This window comes from Streptomyces sp. NPDC057302 (assembly GCF_042667685.1).
Taxonomy (GTDB): domain Bacteria; phylum Actinomycetota; class Actinomycetes; order Streptomycetales; family Streptomycetaceae; genus Streptomyces.
Genome location: NZ_JBHUZJ010000040.1, coordinates 16,859 through 34,113, shown reverse-complemented (window position 1 = coordinate 34,113; position 17,255 = coordinate 16,859). Strand labels below are relative to the sequence as shown.

The window sequence follows — 17,255 nt, the reverse complement described above, 5'->3', positions numbered from 1 at the left end:
CCTCCTCCATGGCTCCCGAGTGAAAGCAGCGGACGTGAGTCAGGTCCTCGACGCTCCATCCCGCCCCGCGGACGGCACCCCGGCCCCCGCCGTCGACGCCGCCGAGCTCGCGGCCCGGCACGGCCTGACGGTCAGCGGCGCCCGCCCCACGCTCTCCGGATACGTCCGCCGGCTCTGGCAGCGACGCCACTTCATCACCGCCTTCGCGACGGCCAAGCTCACCGCCCAGTACAGCCAGGCGAAGCTCGGCCAGGTCTGGCAGGTGATGACGCCGCTCCTGAACGCGGCGGTGTACTACTTCATCTTCGGCGTCCTGATGAACACCAAGCACGACGTCCCGGACTACGTACCGTTCCTGGTCACCGGCGTCTTCATCTTCACGTTCACGCAGAGCTCGGTGATGGCCGGCACCCGCGCCATCGCCGGCAACCTCGGCCTGGTGCGCGCCCTGCACTTCCCACGGGCCGCGCTTCCGATCTCCTTCAGCCTCCAGCAGCTCCAGCAGCTCCTGTTCTCCATGGGCGCGCTGGTCGTGATCCTGCTCTGCTTCGGCGTCCCGCCTGCCATGTCCTGGCTCCTGGTGATCCCGATCCTGATCCTGCAGTTCACGTTCAACACGGGCCTGGCCCTGGTGATGGCCCGCCTGGGCAGCAGGACGCCGGACATCGCCCAGCTGATGCCGTTCGTGCTGCGTACGTGGATGTACGTGTCCGGGGTGATGTGGAGCATCGACGCGGTCCTGAAGGACCAGCACCTCCCGCACGTCCTGAAGCTCCTCCTGGAGTGCAATCCGGCCGCCATCTACATCGACCTGATGCGCTTCGCCCTGATCGACAGCTTCGACAAGGGCCAGCTCCCGCACCACGTCTGGGCGTGGGCGCTCGGCTGGGCGCTGCTCGCCGGAGTCGGCGGGTTCATCTACTTCTGGAAGGCAGAGGAGACGTACGGCCGTGGCTGAGAAAACCGCAACCCTGGAAAAGACGCATCCCCCCACCTACGGGCCCGCCCCGACCGTCATCGCCGACCAGGTCGACATCGTCTACCGCGTGCACGGCGCCGGATCCCCCTCCGGCCGGGGCAGCGCGACCGCCGCCCTGGGCCGCATCCTCAAGCGCGGCAAGGGCGAGGAGTCCGGCGTACGCAAGGTGCACGCCGTCAGAGGGGTCTCCTTCACCGCCCACAAGGGCGAGGCCATCGGCCTGATCGGCACGAACGGCTCGGGCAAGTCGACCCTCCTGAAGGCGGTCGCGGGGCTCCTGCCCGTGGAGAACGGCCGCATCTTCACCGACGGCCAGCCCTCCCTCCTGGGCGTGAACGCGGCCCTGATGAACGACCTGACCGGCGAGCGCAACGTCCGCCTCGGCGGCCTCGCGATGGGCATGAGCCGCGAGCAGGTCCAGGAGCGCTACCAGGACATCGTCGACTTCTCCGGCATCAACGAGAAGGGCGACTTCATCACCCTCCCGATGCGTACGTACTCCTCCGGCATGGCGGCCCGCCTGCGCTTCTCCATCGGCTCCGCCAAGGACCACGACGTCCTGCTCATCGACGAGGCCCTGGCGACCGGCGACCGCTCCTTCCAGAAGCGCTCGGAGGCCCGCATCCGCGAGCTGCGCAAGCGCGCGGGCACGGTCTTCCTGGTCAGCCACAACAACAAGTCGATCCGCGACACCTGCGAGCGCGTGCTCTGGCTGGAGCACGGCGAGCTGCGCCTGGACGGCCCGACGGAGGACGTACTGAAGGAGTACGAGCGCTTCACGGGCGGCAAGAAGTAGGGCCCTCGGCAGGCCCTCAGCGCCCCGGCCGGCTCACCGCTCCAGGAACGCGAACAACTCCTCCCAGCGCCGCACGACTTCATCCGTCGTGTAGCGCTGGATGTTCACCCTGGCCAGCTCCCCCATCCGGTCCCGCAGCTCCTTGTCGGACATCAACGTGTCGAGCCTGCGCGCCAGTTCACCCGTGTTGCCCAGGCGTGCGAGCAGCCCGTCCACACCGTCCTGGACGATCTCGTGCACGCCGGGCGCGCAGTCGAAGGCCGCGCACGGCACGGCGGTGGCCATCGCCTCCATCAGCGCCAGCGGGAAACCCTCGCCCCGCGACGACTGCACGAACACCGACCCGCCCCGCAGCGCGCCCGGCACGTCGCTGGTGCGCCCCATCCACTCCACGGAGCCGTCGAGCCCCAGGGACGTGCACTGCTTCTTGAGCATCTCCTCGTCCTCGCCGGAGCCGTAGATCCGCAGCGTCCAGTCCGGGTGCAGCGGCGCGACCTCCGCCCAGGTGTCGAGGAGCATGTCGATGCCCTTCTGGTCGTGCAGGCGGCCGATGCTGGTGACGATCTTCTCCGTGCGCCGCGAGGGCACTTCGGGCATGAACGGCAGCGGGTTCGGCATGAAGGACGCGTTGTCCAGGCCCTGCCTGATCCACAGGTCGGCGTCCTCGCGGGTCAGCGCGAGCATCCGGTCGACGTCCTTGTAGTGCTTGCGCACGCGCCCGCCGCGCGAGGAGGCCCGCGAGTAGGCGTACGACTCGTGGCTCATGCCGATGACCAACAGGCCGCTGGTGTCGGCGAGTTCGACCCACTCCATCGCCCACACCTGCGTCACGATGACGACGGCGCCGGGCCCGGCCTTCGCGAAGAGCGCGGTCAGCTTGGCGGCCTGCTCGTGCATGCCCTGCGCGCGCCGGGTGCGCAGCCGGTGCTCGGCGACGTTGAGCCGCCCCTTGATGCCGCGCGCCGGGCCGACGCGCGGCGGATGCTCGTCGTACAGCGTCGTGGTGGGGTACGGCAGATCCGTGCCCACGTCCTGCGGGACGCCGGGATCCGTGATGCCGATGACGTGCACGCGATGGCCGCGCTCGACGAAGAGGCGGGCCATCTGGTGGGACCAACTGGTGATCCCGCCCAGCTCGTTGACGCTGTTGGAGACGAAGAATATGTCCCGGGTCCGCTGCGCCGTCCGAATCTCCGCTGTCTGACTCACTTGCCGCTCCAGTGCGAGAAGAACTGCTCGACGACGCTCTTGGCCGCGTCGCCCTTGTCGTACTCACCGAACTCGGCCACGAACCGCGCCCGCGCGTCCCCGTACTCGAGGGCCTGCTCGTCCAGCGCCTTCAGCGCCCCGAACAGCTCGTCCTCGGTGTCGACCACCGGCCCGGGAGCCCGTTCCCGCAGGTCGAAGTAGGTTCCGCGCCCTTCGTGGACGTACTCCTCGTAGTCGTACGTGAAGAACAGCATCGGCCGGTCCAGGAGCGCGTAGTCGAACATCACGGACGAGTAGTCGGTGATCATCGCGTCGGCGAGCTGGTAGAGCGGGGTGACGTCGTGGTGTGCGGAGACGTCGATGACGCGGCCGCGCACGGACGGCGGAAGCACCACGTGGTTGAGGTAGTGCGAGCGCACGAGCAGTACGTACCGGTCGCCGAACTCCTCGGCGAACCGCTCGACGTCGAAGGGCAGTTCAAAGCGTCCGTGCCGTCCGCCGTGCCGGCGGAAGGTCGGCGCGTACAGCAGCACCCGCTTGTCCTCGGGGATGCCCAACTCCGCTGCCAGCGGCCCGCGTTCGCGTACACCGCTCGTATCCTCGGCCCGCTTGGAGCGCACCAGCGCGTCGTTGCGCGGATAGCCGACCCGCAGCAGCACCTTCTCCTTCAGGCGCAGGGCCTTGGCCAGGGTGCGCACATCGTGCTCGGAGCGGATCAGGAAGCGGTCGAAGCGGTCGAGCACCCGCTGCTGCTCGTCCTGCCGGGACGTGCCGCGCAGCTTCCAGGCGGGCTCGTCGAAGCCCATGCGCTTGAGCGCCGAGCCGTGCCAGGTCTGGATGTACGTGGTCTCGGGGCGCTTGGTGAGCTTGAGCGGGTAGCTCTGGTTGTCGACCCAGAACTCGGCCTGCGCGAGCGCCCTCAGGTAGGGCAGCGACCAGCGCCGCACCAGCGTCGCGTCCTCGGGGAAGCCCTCGGGGCTCCCGGCGTAGGACCACACGGCGTCGAAGTCGAGCCCCTGGCGCCGCATCTCCTCGTAGATCGCCCGGGGGCTGTCGCTGTACTGCTTGCCCAGGTGGCTCTCGAAGACGACCGTGCCCTTCTTCACCGGAAGGCGGCTGAACACCTCGTCGTACACGCGCAGCTTGCTCTGCCCGGAGGTGAGGTCCCCCCGCAGCTTCTTCGCCCTGCGGAAGCCGGACTTGGCGAGCCGCCCCGGCACACCCTGCGTGCCGCGCGCCACCAGGCCCTGGATCCGCCCGCCCGCCGCGTCCCGCGTGATGAGGCGGAACGCGAGGTGCCCGCGCTGCGAGACCTCGGGCGCCAGATGGTCGGCGACGAGCCGGGTCAGCCTCGGCCGCACCGGAAGCAGCCCCTTGGCGAGCCCGGGAGTGCAGGCGGTGAGCCGCGTCCTGGTGCGCACGCCGTCGGCGGTGAGATGGAGGCGTACGTCCCACACCGCGTCGACGATCCCCAGCGGCCGCAGCCTTCGCGCGAGGTCGGCGGAGGCTTCCCAGACGATGTCCTCGCCGTCGTAGCGCACGGCGGAGACCGGGAAGCGGAACGACTGGAGGCTGCGGCGGCGCGCACTGAACTCCAGCTCGGCGGTGAGCACGGCGTCCGGGGTGACGACGCCGAGCGGGTTGGTGATGCGGCCCGCCATGCGGACGGTCCCCGCCTGCTCCTCGTACTCCGTCAGGACGTTGCGCAGGAACATCTGGTCGAAGCGCTTGCTGTGATAGCCGAGCGCGGTGACGTCCAGGACCTGGCGGCCGAACGGGTCGTCGAGGTGCTCGGCGCACCAGTACACGCGGCCGTCCCGCTCGGCCAGCGGCGAGGAGATCTTGTCGCGGTTGGTGAGGGTGTCGACGGCCGGCAGCAGGTTCTCCCAGTCGCCCTGCTCAAGGAGGTAGCCGCAGATGGCCTGAATGGGCTGTACCTCGCCGTACGCGGCGCGGTCGAGCCCGGCCAGATAGCCGCGGGCGAGGTCCGCGAACTCCTGCCGGTAGGCGTCGTCGCGGAACGGCAGGTCGCGCAGGTGGAGCACCAGGTCGTGCTTGAGGAACTTGACGTCCTTGGCGAGCCGCAGCTCGTCGAGGCCGCGCTCGGCGAGCAGCGCGTCGATCCGCTGGTGGATTTCGAGGCGGTGCTGGAAGTTGGTCATCTCGTGACGGCGGTTGGTCACGGACTTCGCGGCGTCGGCGGCGCGCTCGTGGACGTGCCAGAAGTAGACCTGGTTGGGGATGAGGGTGATGCGCCCGGCGGCGAGGTAGGCCTCGGCGATGAACATCAGGTCCTCGTAGAACATGCCCTTGGGGAAGCGCAGGGCGTTCTCGACGAGGAAGTCACGGCGGTAGAGCTTGTTCGTGGAGAGGGTGTCCCAGACGAACAGGTCGGGCAGCTCGGTGACGGAGTCCAGGGTGCGGGTGGTGGCGTAGAGCCAGGGGTACCACTGGTCGCGCTTCTTGTTGCGGGTGTCCATGGACAGCCGTACACAGAGCCCGGAGACGATGTCGGAGCCGTCGCGCTCGGCGGCTTCGAGGAGGTTGCGGCAGGCGTTGCGCTCCAGGACGTCGTCGCTGTCGAGGAACATGACGTGGCGGCCGACGGTGTGTCCGATGCCCACGTTGCGGGGTTCGCCGCCCGCGCCGCTGTTCTCCGGCAGCTGGTAGGCCCGCACCCGTTCGGGGTGCTCGGCGGCGAGGAGCTGCGCCGTCTCGTACGAGTCGTCCGTGCTGCAGTCGTCGACGATGACGACCTCGACTCCGTGCAGCGTCTGGTCGAGCACCGACCTGACGGCGGTCGGCAGCCGCTCGGCGTCGTTGTAGACGATCACCACTACGGACACATCGGGTCTCGCCTCCGGCGTCCCCCGCTCACCTATCGCTCCCATGCGTCCCTCCAGTCAGATGCCAGCTCATCCTACTAATTATCGCTAATGCCCGATTGGCGCTCTTCAGGGGGGTGTGTTCGGCCTAGTCCGGATACGCGAAAGGGGCGCCCCGAGCCGTCAGGCCCGGGGCGCCCCCATCGACGTACGTCAGATGCCGAGGGACTACGAGTGCGTGCGCAGCAGCGTCCTCATCGTCCGCATGGCGACCGACAGGTTCGCCAGGTCGAACGCGTCCGAGCTCTGGATCTCGTCCAGGGTCGACCGCGACCGGCTCAGGATCGCCGCGTTCTTCTCCTCCCAGGCCTTGAAGCGCTGCTCGGGAGTGTCCTCGCCGTTCCCGGCGGCGAGCACGTCGGCCGTCAGGGCGGCATGCGCCGCGTACAGGTCCTCGCGGATCGACGCACGCGCCATCGACTGCCAGCGGTCGGCCCGCGGCAGCTCGATGATGCGGTCCATGAGCTGGGTGATCCGCAGCCGGTCCGCGAGGTCGTAGTAGACCTCGGCGACGGCCATCGGCTCCTTGTCCATGCGGTCGGCGATCGCCACGATGTCGAGCGCCGGGAAGGCCGAGGAGAACCCGGCGACGCGCTGGGCGAGTTCGTCGGGGACGCCCACGCCCGTCAGCTCGTCGCGGATGCTCTGGTACCACTCCTGGTCGGAGCCGCGCAGCAGCTTCGGCAGCTCGACCCAGACCTCGGCGACGCCCTCACGGAAGAAGTCGATGGTCTCGGCGAGCTGGAGCGGCTGCGGCCGGTTGTTGAGCAGCCAGCGCGTGCCGCGCTCGACCAGGCGGCGCGAGTGCAGCCGCACGCGCGTCTGGACGTCGGCCGCCACCACGTTGTCGAGGGCCTCGACCACGTCCCAGACCTTGCTCAGACCGAAGATCTCACGGGCCGCGAGCTGCGCCCGCACGATCTCCTCCAGCGAGGCTCCCGTCTCCTCGCGCAGACGGTGCAGGAAGGTCGAACCACCCGTGTTCACCGTGTCGTTGACCAGGACCGTGGTGATGATCTCGCGGCGCAGCGCGTGCCCGTCGACCTGCTCGGGGAACTTCTCCCGCAGGGCCTGGGGGAAGTACGCGTGCAGCAGCCCGCGCAGGTAGTCGTCGTCCGGGAGCGTGGTCTGGATCAGCTCGTCGGCCGCCGTGATCTTCGTGTACGCGAGGAGCACGGCGAGCTCGGGCTGGCTGAGCCCGCGCCCGGAGTTCAGGAGCTCACGGATCTGCCGGTCGGTCGGCAGGAACTCCAGCTCCCGGTTCAGGTGGCCGTCGCGGCCCAGGCGGCGCATGAAGCGCTGGTGGGCGTGGAGCAGGGACGGGGACTGGGCGACCGCGTTCGACAGCGCGGTGTTCTGCGCGTAGTTGTTGCGCAGGACCAGGGTCCCGACCTCGTCCGTCATCGCGGCGAGGAACTTGTTGCGCTGCTTGACGGTCATGTCGCCGTTGGCGACGACCGCGTTGAGCAGGATCTTGATGTTCACCTCGTGGTCGGAGGTGTCCACGCCCGCGCTGTTGTCGATGGCGTCGGTGTTGATGTGGCCACCGGCGCGCGCGAACTCGATGCGGCCCAGCTGGGTCAGACCGAGGTTGCCGCCCTCGCCGACGACCTTGACGCGCAGGTCGGCGCCGTTGACGCGGATGGCGTCGTTCGCCTTGTCGCCGACGTCGCTGTTCGACTCGGCGGACGACTTCACGTACGTACCGATGCCGCCGTTCCACAGCAGGTCGACCGGCGCCTGGAGGATCGCCTTCATCAGGTCGGCCGGGGTCATCTTGGAGACGCCCGTCTCGATGCCGAGGGCCTCGCGGATGTGGGCGTTCAGCTGGATCGCCTTGGCGCTGCGCGGGAAGATCCCGCCGCCGTTGGAGAGCAGCTCCTTGTCGTAGTCCGCCCAGGAGCTGCGCGGCAGCTCGAAGAGGCGGCGCCGCTCGGCGTACGAGGTGGCGGCGTCCGGCCTGGGGTCGATGACGATGTGCCGGTGGTCGAAGGCGGCCACCAGGCGGATGTGCTCGGAGAGCAGCATGCCGTTGCCGAACACGTCACCGGACATGTCGCCGACGCCGACGACCGTGAAGTCCTCGGTCTGGGTGTCGGTGCCCAGCTCCCGGAAGTGCCGCTTGACGGACTCCCAGGCACCGCGGGCGGTGATGCCCATGCCCTTGTGGTCGTAACCGGCGGAACCGCCGGAGGCGAAGGCGTCACCGAGCCAGAAGTTGTAGGACTGGGCGACCTCGTTCGCGATGTCGGAGAACGTCGCCGTGCCCTTGTCGGCCGCGACCACGAGGTACGTGTCGTCCTCGTCGTGGCGCACGACGTCGGCCGGCGGCACGACCTCGCCCGCGACCAGGTTGTCGGTGATGTCGAGCAGCGCCGAGATGAACGTCTTGTAGCAGGCCACGCCCTCGGCCAGCCACGCGTCGCGGTCCACGGACGGGTCGGGCAGCTGCTTGGCGACGAAGCCGCCCTTGGCGCCGACCGGCACGATGACGGTGTTCTTCACCATCTGCGCCTTGACCAGACCGAGGATCTCGGTACGGAAGTCCTCACGCCGGTCGGACCAGCGAAGGCCACCGCGGGCGACCTTGCCGAAGCGCAGGTGCACGCCCTCGACGCGCGGCGAGTACACCCAGATCTCGAAGGCGGGACGCGGCGCGGGGAGGTCGGGAATGGCCTGCGGGTCGAACTTCATGGAGACGTAGTTGTGCGGCCTGCCGCCCTCCGCCTCCTGGAAGAAGTTCGTGCGCAGGGTCGCCTTGATGAGGGTGAGGAAGGCCCGCAGGATGCGGTCCTCGTCGAGCGACGCGACCTGGTCGAGCGCGCCGTCCAGCTCTTCGAGGAGGCCGTCGGTCAGCTCGGTCCCGGCGCGCTGGCGGTCCGGGGACATCCGCGCCTCGAAGAGCGAGACGAGCAGCCGGGTGGTGTGGACGTTGTTGAGGAGGGTGTCCTCCATGTAGTCCTGGCTGAAGGTGGAGCCCGCCTGGCGCAGGTACTTGGCGTAGGCCCGAAGGACCATCGCCTGGCGCCAGTTGAGCCCGGCCCGCAGGACGAGGGAGTTGAAGCCGTCGACCTCGGCCTCGCCCGTCCAGGCGGCGGAGAAGGCCTCCTGGAAGCGCTCGCGGCCGTCGTCGCCGAGATAGTCGCCGTTGCCGTTCTGCGACTTGGGCATGCGCAGCCCGAAGTCGTAGATCCACGCGTTCGTACGGTCCGTGCAGCGCAGCTCGTAGGGCCGCTCGTCGGTGACTTCGACGCCCAGGCGCTGGAGCACCGGCAGGACGGCGGAGAGCGAGACCTGGCCGCCGGAGCGGTAGATCTTGAAGCGGCGCTCGCCGGGAGCGGCGCCCACCGGCTCGTACAGGCTGAGCGCGAAGTCCTCGCGCCCGTGCTTGAGCTGCTCCAGGTGCTGGAGGTCGGCGACGGCGGCGCGCGGCGTGTGGTCCGCCTTGTAGCCCTCGGGGAAGGCGCCCGAGTAGCGGCGGAGCAGCTCGGCGGCGCGCTCCTCGCCGCACTCGGCGGTCAGCGCCTCGCCGAAGCCGTCGGCCCAGGAGCGGGCGGCCTCGACGAGCCGCGCCTCGATGCGGTCGGTGTCGGCGTCGGTGAGCTGCGGGAGCCCGCCGCCCGGCGCGACGCGGACCACGAAGTGCAGCCGGGAGAGGATCGACTCCGTGTTCCAGGCGGTGAAGTCGACGCTGTCGCCGCCGAGCTCCTCCTTGAGGATGTCGATGATCCGCAGCCGGACGCCGGTGGTGTAGCGGTCGCGCGGCAGGTAGACGAGGGCCGAGTAGTAGCGGCCGTACTCGTCCTTGCGCAGGTAGAGCCGCAGCCTGCGGCGCTCCTGGAGGTAGAGCACGGACGTGACGATGGAGCGCAGCTCGTCGGGCGGGGTCTGGAAGAGCTCGTCGCGCGGGTAGGTCTCCAGGATCTGGAGCAGGTCGCGGCCGTCGTGGCTGTTGGGCGAGAAGCCCGCGCCCTTGAGGACTTCCTGGACCTTGCGGCGGATGACCGGCACGCGGCGCACGGACTCGGTGTACGCGGCGGACGAGAAGAGCCCGAGGAAGCGCCGCTCGCCGACGACGTTGCCCTCGGCGTCGAACTTCTTCACGCCGACGTAGTCGAGGTAGCTGGGCCGGTGGACGGTGGCGCGGCTGTTGGCCTTGGTCAGGACGAGCAGCTTGTGCTCGCGGGCCTTGGCGCGCGCGTCGGCGGGCAGCCGGCTGAAGGAGGGGCTGACCGGATGGTCCTCCTCCCCGTCGTGCTGCGGGTCGGCGCGCAGGATGCCGAGGCCGGTGCCGGGCACCGCGGTGAGCGAGTCGTCTTCCGTCAGGTCGTACTCACGGAAGCCGAGGAAGGTGAAGTGGTTGTCGGCGAGCCAGCGCAGGAGCTCGCGCGCCTCGTCGACCTCTTGGTCGACGAGGTCGTTCGCGGTCGGCTCGGTGGGCAGCTCGTCGGCGATGCGCAGCGCGGCGTCGCGCATCTTCTCCCAGTCCTCGACGGTCTCGCGTACGTCGGAGAGGATCCGGAGCAGATCGGCGCTGATCTGCTTCAGGTCCGCGCGGTCGGTCTCGCGGTCCATCTCGACGTGGATCCAGGACTCGGTGACCGCGTCGTGCGGACGCTCGGTGCCGGGATCGGTGAGGATTTCGAGCAGCTTGCCGGTCAGGTCACGGCGTACGACGACCTGGGGGTGGATGACGACATGGATGCCGCGCCCCTGCCGCGAGAGCTCATTGGTGACCGAGTCGACCAGGAAGGGCATGTCGTCGGTGACCACCTCGACGACGGAGTGGCTGCACGTCCAGCCGTTCTCCTCGACGCTCGGTGTGTGCACCCGGACGTTGGCCGTGCCCTGCGGGCGGTTCTCGGCCAGCCGGAAGTGGGAGAACGCTGCTCCGAAGACGTCGACCGGGTCGCGGTCTGCCAGGTCTTCTGGCGCGGTGTGCAGGTAGTAGCGCTGGAGGAACGTGAGGGCCGTGTCCTGGTCGGGTGTGGCCTCCTCGCCCTTCGACCCGGTGGGTGCCCCGTTCGGTAGGCGCCCCCCCACCGGGCTGTTCTCAGCTACCCGGGCCGCCCGTGTGAGCAGCTCGGCTTTGGCTTCGTCCAGCTTGGTCTGCATTGTCCTCTGACTCCTGTCGCGCGCCGTTGCGTGACGTAGAAGGAAGTGATCCGACGTAACGCCACGACGCGGGGTCTCCGGTCGAAGTCGACGTTATGCCGCGGTGAATGATGAGCGGGCGGTTATCCGCCATTTTCAGCGGTTTCGCTGACCGATGGCTGGGGATAGTGAGCTGGCCGCACCGCGAAGAAGCGTCAGCGACGCCCCGGGCACGGATGTCCTCCGTGTTCCCCGGGCGCAGGGCGGGGGCGTACACGCCCCCGCGGGATATCGCGCTGATCACGGGTCAAGGCTATCGCCCTCCACCCGGGAGTCGTCATGAGCCGTATGTGTACAAAAGCAGGGGTGGAACTTTGACACTCTGCACAGAGACTTTCGCGCCATCTGTCGGCGATGAGCCCCCTCCACAGACCGGTGGGCCCTCTTGGCAAACCGGACGGGCGGATGCACGTTGAGCGGGACGGACGGTCAGCGCGCGACGGACGGGCCCGGTCCACGGACGGCGGTCCGCCCACGATTGGGGAGCGAGCACCGATGGTAGCCAAGATCCTGATAGTGACCGGCGACGCTGCGGAGTCGCTCGAGGTCCTCTACCCCTTCCAGCGGCTGCGCGAGGAGGGGTACGACGTCCACATCGCCGCCCCTGCCCGCAAGACGCTGCGGTTCGTGGTGCACGACTTCGAGCCGGGCTTCGACACCTACACGGAGAAGCCGGGCTACACGTGGCCCGCCGACCTCGCCTTCTCCGAAGTCGATCCCGGTCAGTACGCCGCTCTGGTGATTCCGGGCGGCCGGGCCCCGGAGTATCTGCGCAACGACCCGGAGCTCCGCAAGATCCTCAAGTCCTTCTTCGACGCGGACAAGCCGGTGGCCCAGATCTGCCACGGCCCGCTCCTGACGGCGGCGATCGGCGGCCTGAGCGGGCGCACGGTCACGGCGTATCCGGCCCTGGAGCTGGACATGCAGACGGCGGGCGCGACGTTCAAGGACGCGGAGGTGGTGGTCGACGGAACGCTGGTCTCGTCCCGCGCCTGGCCGGACCACTCGGGCTGGATGAGGGAGTTCCTGACGGTGCTGCGGGCCAAGGCGCCGGTGACCTAGGCGGCAAGCCGCTCGGCCACCTCCACGGCCTCGGCGAGGCTGTCGACCACGGGAACCTCCACCCCGACGGCCTCCAGGCTGGCCCTGCTGTGCGACCCGCCGGTGTAGAGCACGGCCCGCGCCCCCACGTGCGCCGCGGCCACGGCGTCGTCGACGGCGTCCCCGATGACGACGACACGCTCGGCCGCCGCGACACCCTCGAGGGCCGCGAGGTGGCGCACCATCCGCTCGGCCTTTCCGGCGTGCGAGGTGTCCATGCGCCCGTCGATGCGCACGAAGTGCTCCTCGATCCCGTGCCGCCGCACGATCGGCACGAGGTGCTCGTGCGGCGCGAGCGAGAGCAACGACTGCGTACGCCCGGCCGCCCGCCGCTCGGCGAGCAGCTCGGCGGCGCCGTCGGCGAGGCCGCACGTCTCGGCGCGGGCCCAGTAGTGCTTGTGGAACACGGTGTCCATGACCTGCCACTCGGCGTCCGTGGGCAGCCGCCCCATCAGCCGCTCGTAGAACAGCGGGATGGGCACGCAGTACAGGTCGCGATACCGCTCCAGGGTGATCGGATCCAGCCCGAGCTCCGCGAACGAGGCGTTCGTCGACTCGATCACCGCATGAATGTCATGCAGAAGTGTCCCGTTCCAGTCCCACACGATGTGCGCCCCGCGCAGCTGCTTCCCCATGAGGAAACGGTACCCGCGCCCACCGACAGCGAAAGAGCCCTCAGCCGAGCAGCCCGGGAATCTCCTGTGTCGCGAACCACAGCAGCTCATGGTCCTCGACCCCGTCCACGGTGAACCGCGCGTCGCCGTCCCCCTGGTCCGCGGCCCCCAGAACCTCCGCCGCCGCGGCGACGTCCCGCTCCGCGTCCACCGCGTCCACGTGCACGGCCGCGACCTTCTTCAGCCCCAGCACCCCGGCGATCCGCACCTGCCCGAGCCCCGACACCTCCTGCTCCGGCTCCGCCTCCAGCGCCGCGTCGGGCACGTCCGCGGCCAGCACGACCCGGCGCCGGGCCGCCCCCGGGTCACCGGCGATCAGCCGCAGCGAGGCGAGCCCGGCCCGGTTCAGGGCGGCGTACTCCAGCTCCTCGATGTCGTCCGAGACGTACCACTCGCGCAGGGCGGGCGTCACGGCATAGGCGGTCAGCGGCTCCGGCCCCAGCTCGCCCGCCTTGTACGCCTCGGCGAGACGGCTCAGGGTCAGGGGAACGTAGACGCGCATGACGGCCCGCTTTCTCAGTCGGAAGGCACAGAATCGGAAGGGCACGGAAGAGCCCCCAGAATACGCGCGGGAGTCCCCCTTCGAGCTGCGCCCCGTGCCCACCCCCCACGTCAGCCCGCACCCCCGCCCTTCACCCACCCCACCCCAACGCCCCCAAGGGACGACGCATCCCCCGTCACCCTGATAGGTGACTCCCGGGCCCCCGCCCCCGCCACCGGCCCGCTCTTGCGACCCCCGCCTCCGCCCCCGTACAAGATCTCCAACGGAAGTTACTCCCCGGTATTCCAGGTGCTCCCCCGCACCCCACGAGCCGGGACAGCGAAGCCGGAGGCGATCGGCATGCAGAAGGTAATGACCAGGCCCCGCTCCCGCCCGGGGACCACCCGCCCACCGGGCCGCACGGACCCCCGCCGCCCCACGGCGGCGCGCACGGCGCCACGCCCGCTCAGGACCCCGCCGCAGCCCCCACCGCACCCCACCGAGCTCTTCGCCGAACGGCTGCTCCTGGTGCTCAGCGGCCAGAAGCCGGTCCACTGGGCGGCCCGCCACATCGCCCACACCGCCTTCGACGACCTGACCCGCCTCGCCGAACTCGCCCCGCTGACCGTGAACGGCCGCCGCCCCACCGTCCACCGCATCGGCCACTACGAACCACGCCCCGGGGTCTACGAGGTCTTCGCGAGGATCGGCACCGGCCCCGCCGCCCTCAGGGCGCTGGCCTTCCGCCTGCACCTGGGCGCGGACCAGCGGTGGCGCTGCACGGCCGTGGAGGTGGGCAGCCCGGCCCCCTGAAGAACGCGAGGGGGGGGCAACGCGAAGGGGCCAACGCGAAGGGGGCCGAGCACCTCACGGTGCCCGGCCCCCAGCAGTACTGCTTACGGCGTCACGCCACTACTTCTTGCGGCGACGCCCGCCCTTCTGGGCCTTGCGGCGCTCCGCGCGGGTCATCCCGTCCGACTCGGACCGCAGGCCCGCGTCCTCGGTCTCGAAGTCCCCCTCGTCGACCCCGCCCTCGGCGTTCGGCGCCTGGAAGTGGAGACGGTCGGGCCGCTGCGGGGCGTCGAGCCCCTTGGCGCGGATCTCGGGACGGCCGCCACCGGCGGGAACGGCGTCCTTCTTGTCCAGCGACGTCCCGGCCTCGGCCGCGTCCGACACCGGAACCTCCTCGACCTGCTGCTCGACCTGGACCTCCAGGTTGAACAGGTAGCCGACGGACTCTTCCTTGATGCCGTCCATCATGGCGTTGAACATGTCGAAGCCCTCGCGCTGGTACTCGACCAGCGGGTCCTTCTGCGCCATGGCGCGCAGGCCGATGCCCTCCTGGAGGTAGTCCATCTCGTAGAGGTGCTCGCGCCACTTGCGGTCGAGCACCGAGAGGACCACGCGCCGCTCCAGCTCACGCATGATCTCGGAGCCGAGCGACTCCTCACGCGTCTCGTACTGCTGGTGGATGTCGTCCTTGATGGACTCGGAGATGAACTCGGCGGTCAGCCCCGCGCGGTCGCCCGCGTCCTCCTCCAGCTCATCGACGGTGACCCTCACCGGGTAGAGCTGCTTGAAGGCGCCCCACAGCCGGTCCAGGTCCCACTCCTCGGCGAAGCCCTCGGCGGTCTCCGCCGCGATGTACGCGTCGATCGTGTCGTCCATGAAGTGCGTGACCTGGTCCTGGAGGTTCTCGCCCTCCAGGACGCGGCGACGCTCGCCGTAGATGACCTCGCGCTGGCGGTTGAGGACCTCGTCGTACTTCAGGACGTTCTTACGCGTCTCGAAGTTCTGCTGCTCGACCTGCGACTGGGCGGACGCGATCGCGCGCGTCACCATCTTGTTCTCGATCGGCACGTCGTCCGGGACGTTCGCCATGGCCATCACGCGCTCGACCATCTGCGCCTTGAACAGACGCATCAGGTCGTCGCCGAGCGACAGGTAGAACCGGGACTCGCCCGGGTCGCCCTGACGGCCGGAACGACCGCGCAGCTGGTTGTCGATACGGCGCGACTCGTGGCGCTCGGTGCCAAGGACGTACAGACCACCCAGGTCCTTGACCTCCTCGAACTCCGTCTTCACGGCGCGCTCGGCCTTCTCCAGGGCGGCGGGCAGCGCGGCCGCCCACTCCTCGACGTGCTCGACGGGGTCGAGGCCGCGCTGGCGCAGCTCCGCCTCCGCGAGGTCGTCGGGGTTGCCGCCGAGCTTGATGTCGGTGCCTCGTCCGGCCATGTTCGTGGCGACGGTGACGGCGCCCTTGCGGCCGGCCTGGGCGATGATCGGCGCCTCACGGTCGTGCTGCTTCGCGTTCAGCACTTCGTGCTGGACGCCGCGCTTGGAGAGCTGCTGGGAGAGGTACTCCGACTTCTCCACGGAGGTCGTGCCGACGAGGATCGGCTGGCCCCGGTCGTGCTTCTCGGCGATGTCGTCGACGACCGCGGCGAACTTGGCGACCTCGGTGCGGTAGATCAGGTCCGACTGGTCGGCGCGGACCATGGGGCGGTTCGTCGGGATCGGCACGACGCCCAGCTTGTAGATCTGGTGGAACTCGGCGGCCTCGGTCATGGCCGTACCGGTCATGCCGCAGAGACCGGAGACTTCCTTGTCCTCGTGGTCGTGGCGCTTGTAGAGGCGGAAGAAGTTCTGAAGGGTGATGGTGGCGAGGGTCTGGTTCTCGTCCTTGATGTCCACCCCTTCCTTCGCCTCGATCGCCTGGTGCATGCCCTCGTTGTAGCGGCGGCCGGCGAGGATACGGCCGGTGTGCTCGTCGACGATCATGACTTCGCCGTCGATGACGACGTAGTCCTTGTCCTTCTTGAAGAGTTCCTTGGACTTGATGGCGTTGTTGAGGTAACCCACGAGCGGGGTGTTCACCGACTCGTACAGGTTGTCGATGCCCAGCCAGTCCTCGACCTTGGAGACACCGGACTCGTGGATGGCGACGGTGCGCTTCTTCTCGTCGACCTCGTAGTCCCCGGTCTCCTCGATGCCCTTGAGGGTGTTGCCGGCCTCGCCCTTGGTGAGGCGGGTGACCAACTTGGCGAAGTCGCCGTACCACTTGGTGGCCTGGTCGGCGGGGCCGGAGATGATCAGCGGCGTACGGGCCTCGTCCACCAGGATCGAGTCGACCTCGTCGACGATCGCGAAGTTGTGGCCGCGCTGCACCAGTTCGTCCTTCGACCACGCCATGTTGTCGCGCAGGTAGTCGAAGCCGAATTCGTTGTTCGTGCCGTACGTGATGTCGCAGGCGTACTGCTCGCGACGCTGGGCCGGCGTCATGTTGGCGATGATGCAGCCGACACGCAGGCCCAGGAACTTGTGGACGCGGCCCATCATCTCGGAGTCGCGCTCGGCCAGATAGTCGTTGACCGTGATCAGGTGCACGCCCTTGCCCGAGAGGGCGTTGAGGTATGCGGGGAGGGTGCCGACGAGCGTCTTGCCCTCACCGGTCTTCATCTCGGCCACATAGCCGAGGTGCAGCGCGGCGCCGCCCATCATCTGGACGTCGTAGTGCCGCTGGCCGAGGACGCGCTTGGCGGCCTCGCGCACCGTGGCAAAGGCTTCGGGGAGGAGGTCGTCAAGGGTCTCGCCGTCGGCGTAACGCTCCTTGTACTCCTCGGTCAGCGCGCGCAGCTCGGCGTCGGAGAGGCTGACGAAGTCCTCTTCGATGGAGTTGACCTGGTCCGCGATGCGGTGCAGCTTGCGCAGGATCTTGCCTTCGCCTGCACGCATGATCTTCGAGAGGACGGACACGAGGGTTGGTCTCCTTGCCGGTCGGGCCTGGCATGGTCGGTTTACTCATAGGGCAACGGCCATCGTAAGCGAGGAGCGGGCCGCGCCGGGAGGTCTGCCGATACGTCAACGGACGGGGGGCCTGGAAGGTGCCGGGTTGTGCCGATCAGCGCTCGGCGAAATGCGGGTGAAAGGTCGGCCAAAAGCACTGGCCTCAGTTCCCTCACCCCCGCAGAATCAC

10 protein-coding genes are annotated in these 17,255 nt (G+C 69.2%); 4 read left to right on the top strand and 6 right to left on the bottom strand.

Features of this window, described 5'->3' with window-relative positions; translation table 11 throughout:
- The first annotated feature begins 34 nt into the window (after positions 1–34).
- Together ACFUPX_RS25695 and ACFUPX_RS25690 are read left to right on the top strand one after the other, a co-directional pair.
- Positions 35–958, top strand: coding sequence for an ABC transporter permease (locus ACFUPX_RS25695; protein WP_383327108.1), 924 nt, complete (start codon positions 35–37; stop codon positions 956–958).
- Complete coding sequence (locus tag ACFUPX_RS25690; protein ID WP_383327105.1) at positions 951–1,775, top strand: ABC transporter ATP-binding protein; 825 nt, start codon at positions 951–953, stop codon at positions 1,773–1,775. Before ACFUPX_RS25695 ends, ACFUPX_RS25690 begins: the two co-directional genes overlap by 8 nt.
- A 33-nt stretch (positions 1,776–1,808) precedes the next feature.
- Here the strand turns inward: ACFUPX_RS25690 and ACFUPX_RS25685 are convergent, their stop codons facing one another.
- The 3 genes from ACFUPX_RS25685 to ACFUPX_RS25675 form a co-directional block, all read right to left on the bottom strand.
- Positions 1,809–2,984, bottom strand: a complete 1,176-nt coding sequence (locus ACFUPX_RS25685; RefSeq protein ID WP_383327102.1) for a glycosyltransferase — start codon at positions 2,982–2,984, stop codon at positions 1,809–1,811.
- Positions 2,981–5,875, bottom strand: a complete 2,895-nt coding sequence (locus ACFUPX_RS25680) for a CDP-glycerol glycerophosphotransferase family protein (RefSeq protein WP_383327099.1) — start codon at positions 5,873–5,875, stop codon at positions 2,981–2,983. The genes ACFUPX_RS25685 and ACFUPX_RS25680 overlap by 4 nt, the downstream gene beginning before the upstream one ends.
- 162 nt (positions 5,876–6,037) lie before the next feature.
- A complete protein-coding gene (locus ACFUPX_RS25675) occupies positions 6,038–10,984 on the bottom strand; it encodes an NAD-glutamate dehydrogenase (protein WP_383327096.1) in 4,947 nt (1,648 codons plus the stop codon).
- 534 nt (positions 10,985–11,518) lie between these two features.
- Between ACFUPX_RS25675 and ACFUPX_RS25670 the strand changes: the two genes are divergently transcribed.
- Positions 11,519–12,085, top strand: coding sequence for a DJ-1/PfpI family protein (locus ACFUPX_RS25670; protein ID WP_383327093.1), 567 nt, complete (start codon positions 11,519–11,521; stop codon positions 12,083–12,085).
- Here the strand turns inward: ACFUPX_RS25670 and ACFUPX_RS25665 are convergent.
- Positions 12,082–12,759: an HAD family hydrolase gene (locus ACFUPX_RS25665; protein WP_383327090.1), complete on the bottom strand. Its 678-nt coding sequence runs from the start codon at positions 12,757–12,759 to the stop codon at positions 12,082–12,084. The two genes, ACFUPX_RS25670 and ACFUPX_RS25665, sit on opposite strands and share 4 nt — an antisense overlap.
- 40 nt (positions 12,760–12,799) lie before the next feature.
- Positions 12,800–13,300, bottom strand: a complete 501-nt coding sequence (locus ACFUPX_RS25660) for a DUF6912 family protein (protein WP_383327087.1) — start codon at positions 13,298–13,300, stop codon at positions 12,800–12,802.
- Positions 13,301–13,639: 339 nt separating this feature from the next.
- On the opposite strand from ACFUPX_RS25660, the gene ACFUPX_RS25655 reads away from it, so the two are divergent.
- Positions 13,640–14,092, top strand: coding sequence for an Rv3235 family protein (locus ACFUPX_RS25655; RefSeq protein ID WP_383327084.1), 453 nt, complete (start codon positions 13,640–13,642; stop codon positions 14,090–14,092).
- Between the two features lie 99 nt (positions 14,093–14,191).
- Here the strand turns inward: ACFUPX_RS25655 and secA are convergent, their stop codons facing one another.
- A complete protein-coding gene (gene secA / locus ACFUPX_RS25650) occupies positions 14,192–17,035 on the bottom strand; it encodes a preprotein translocase subunit SecA (protein ID WP_383327081.1) in 2,844 nt (947 codons plus the stop codon).
- Positions 17,036–17,255: the final 220 nt, after the last annotated feature.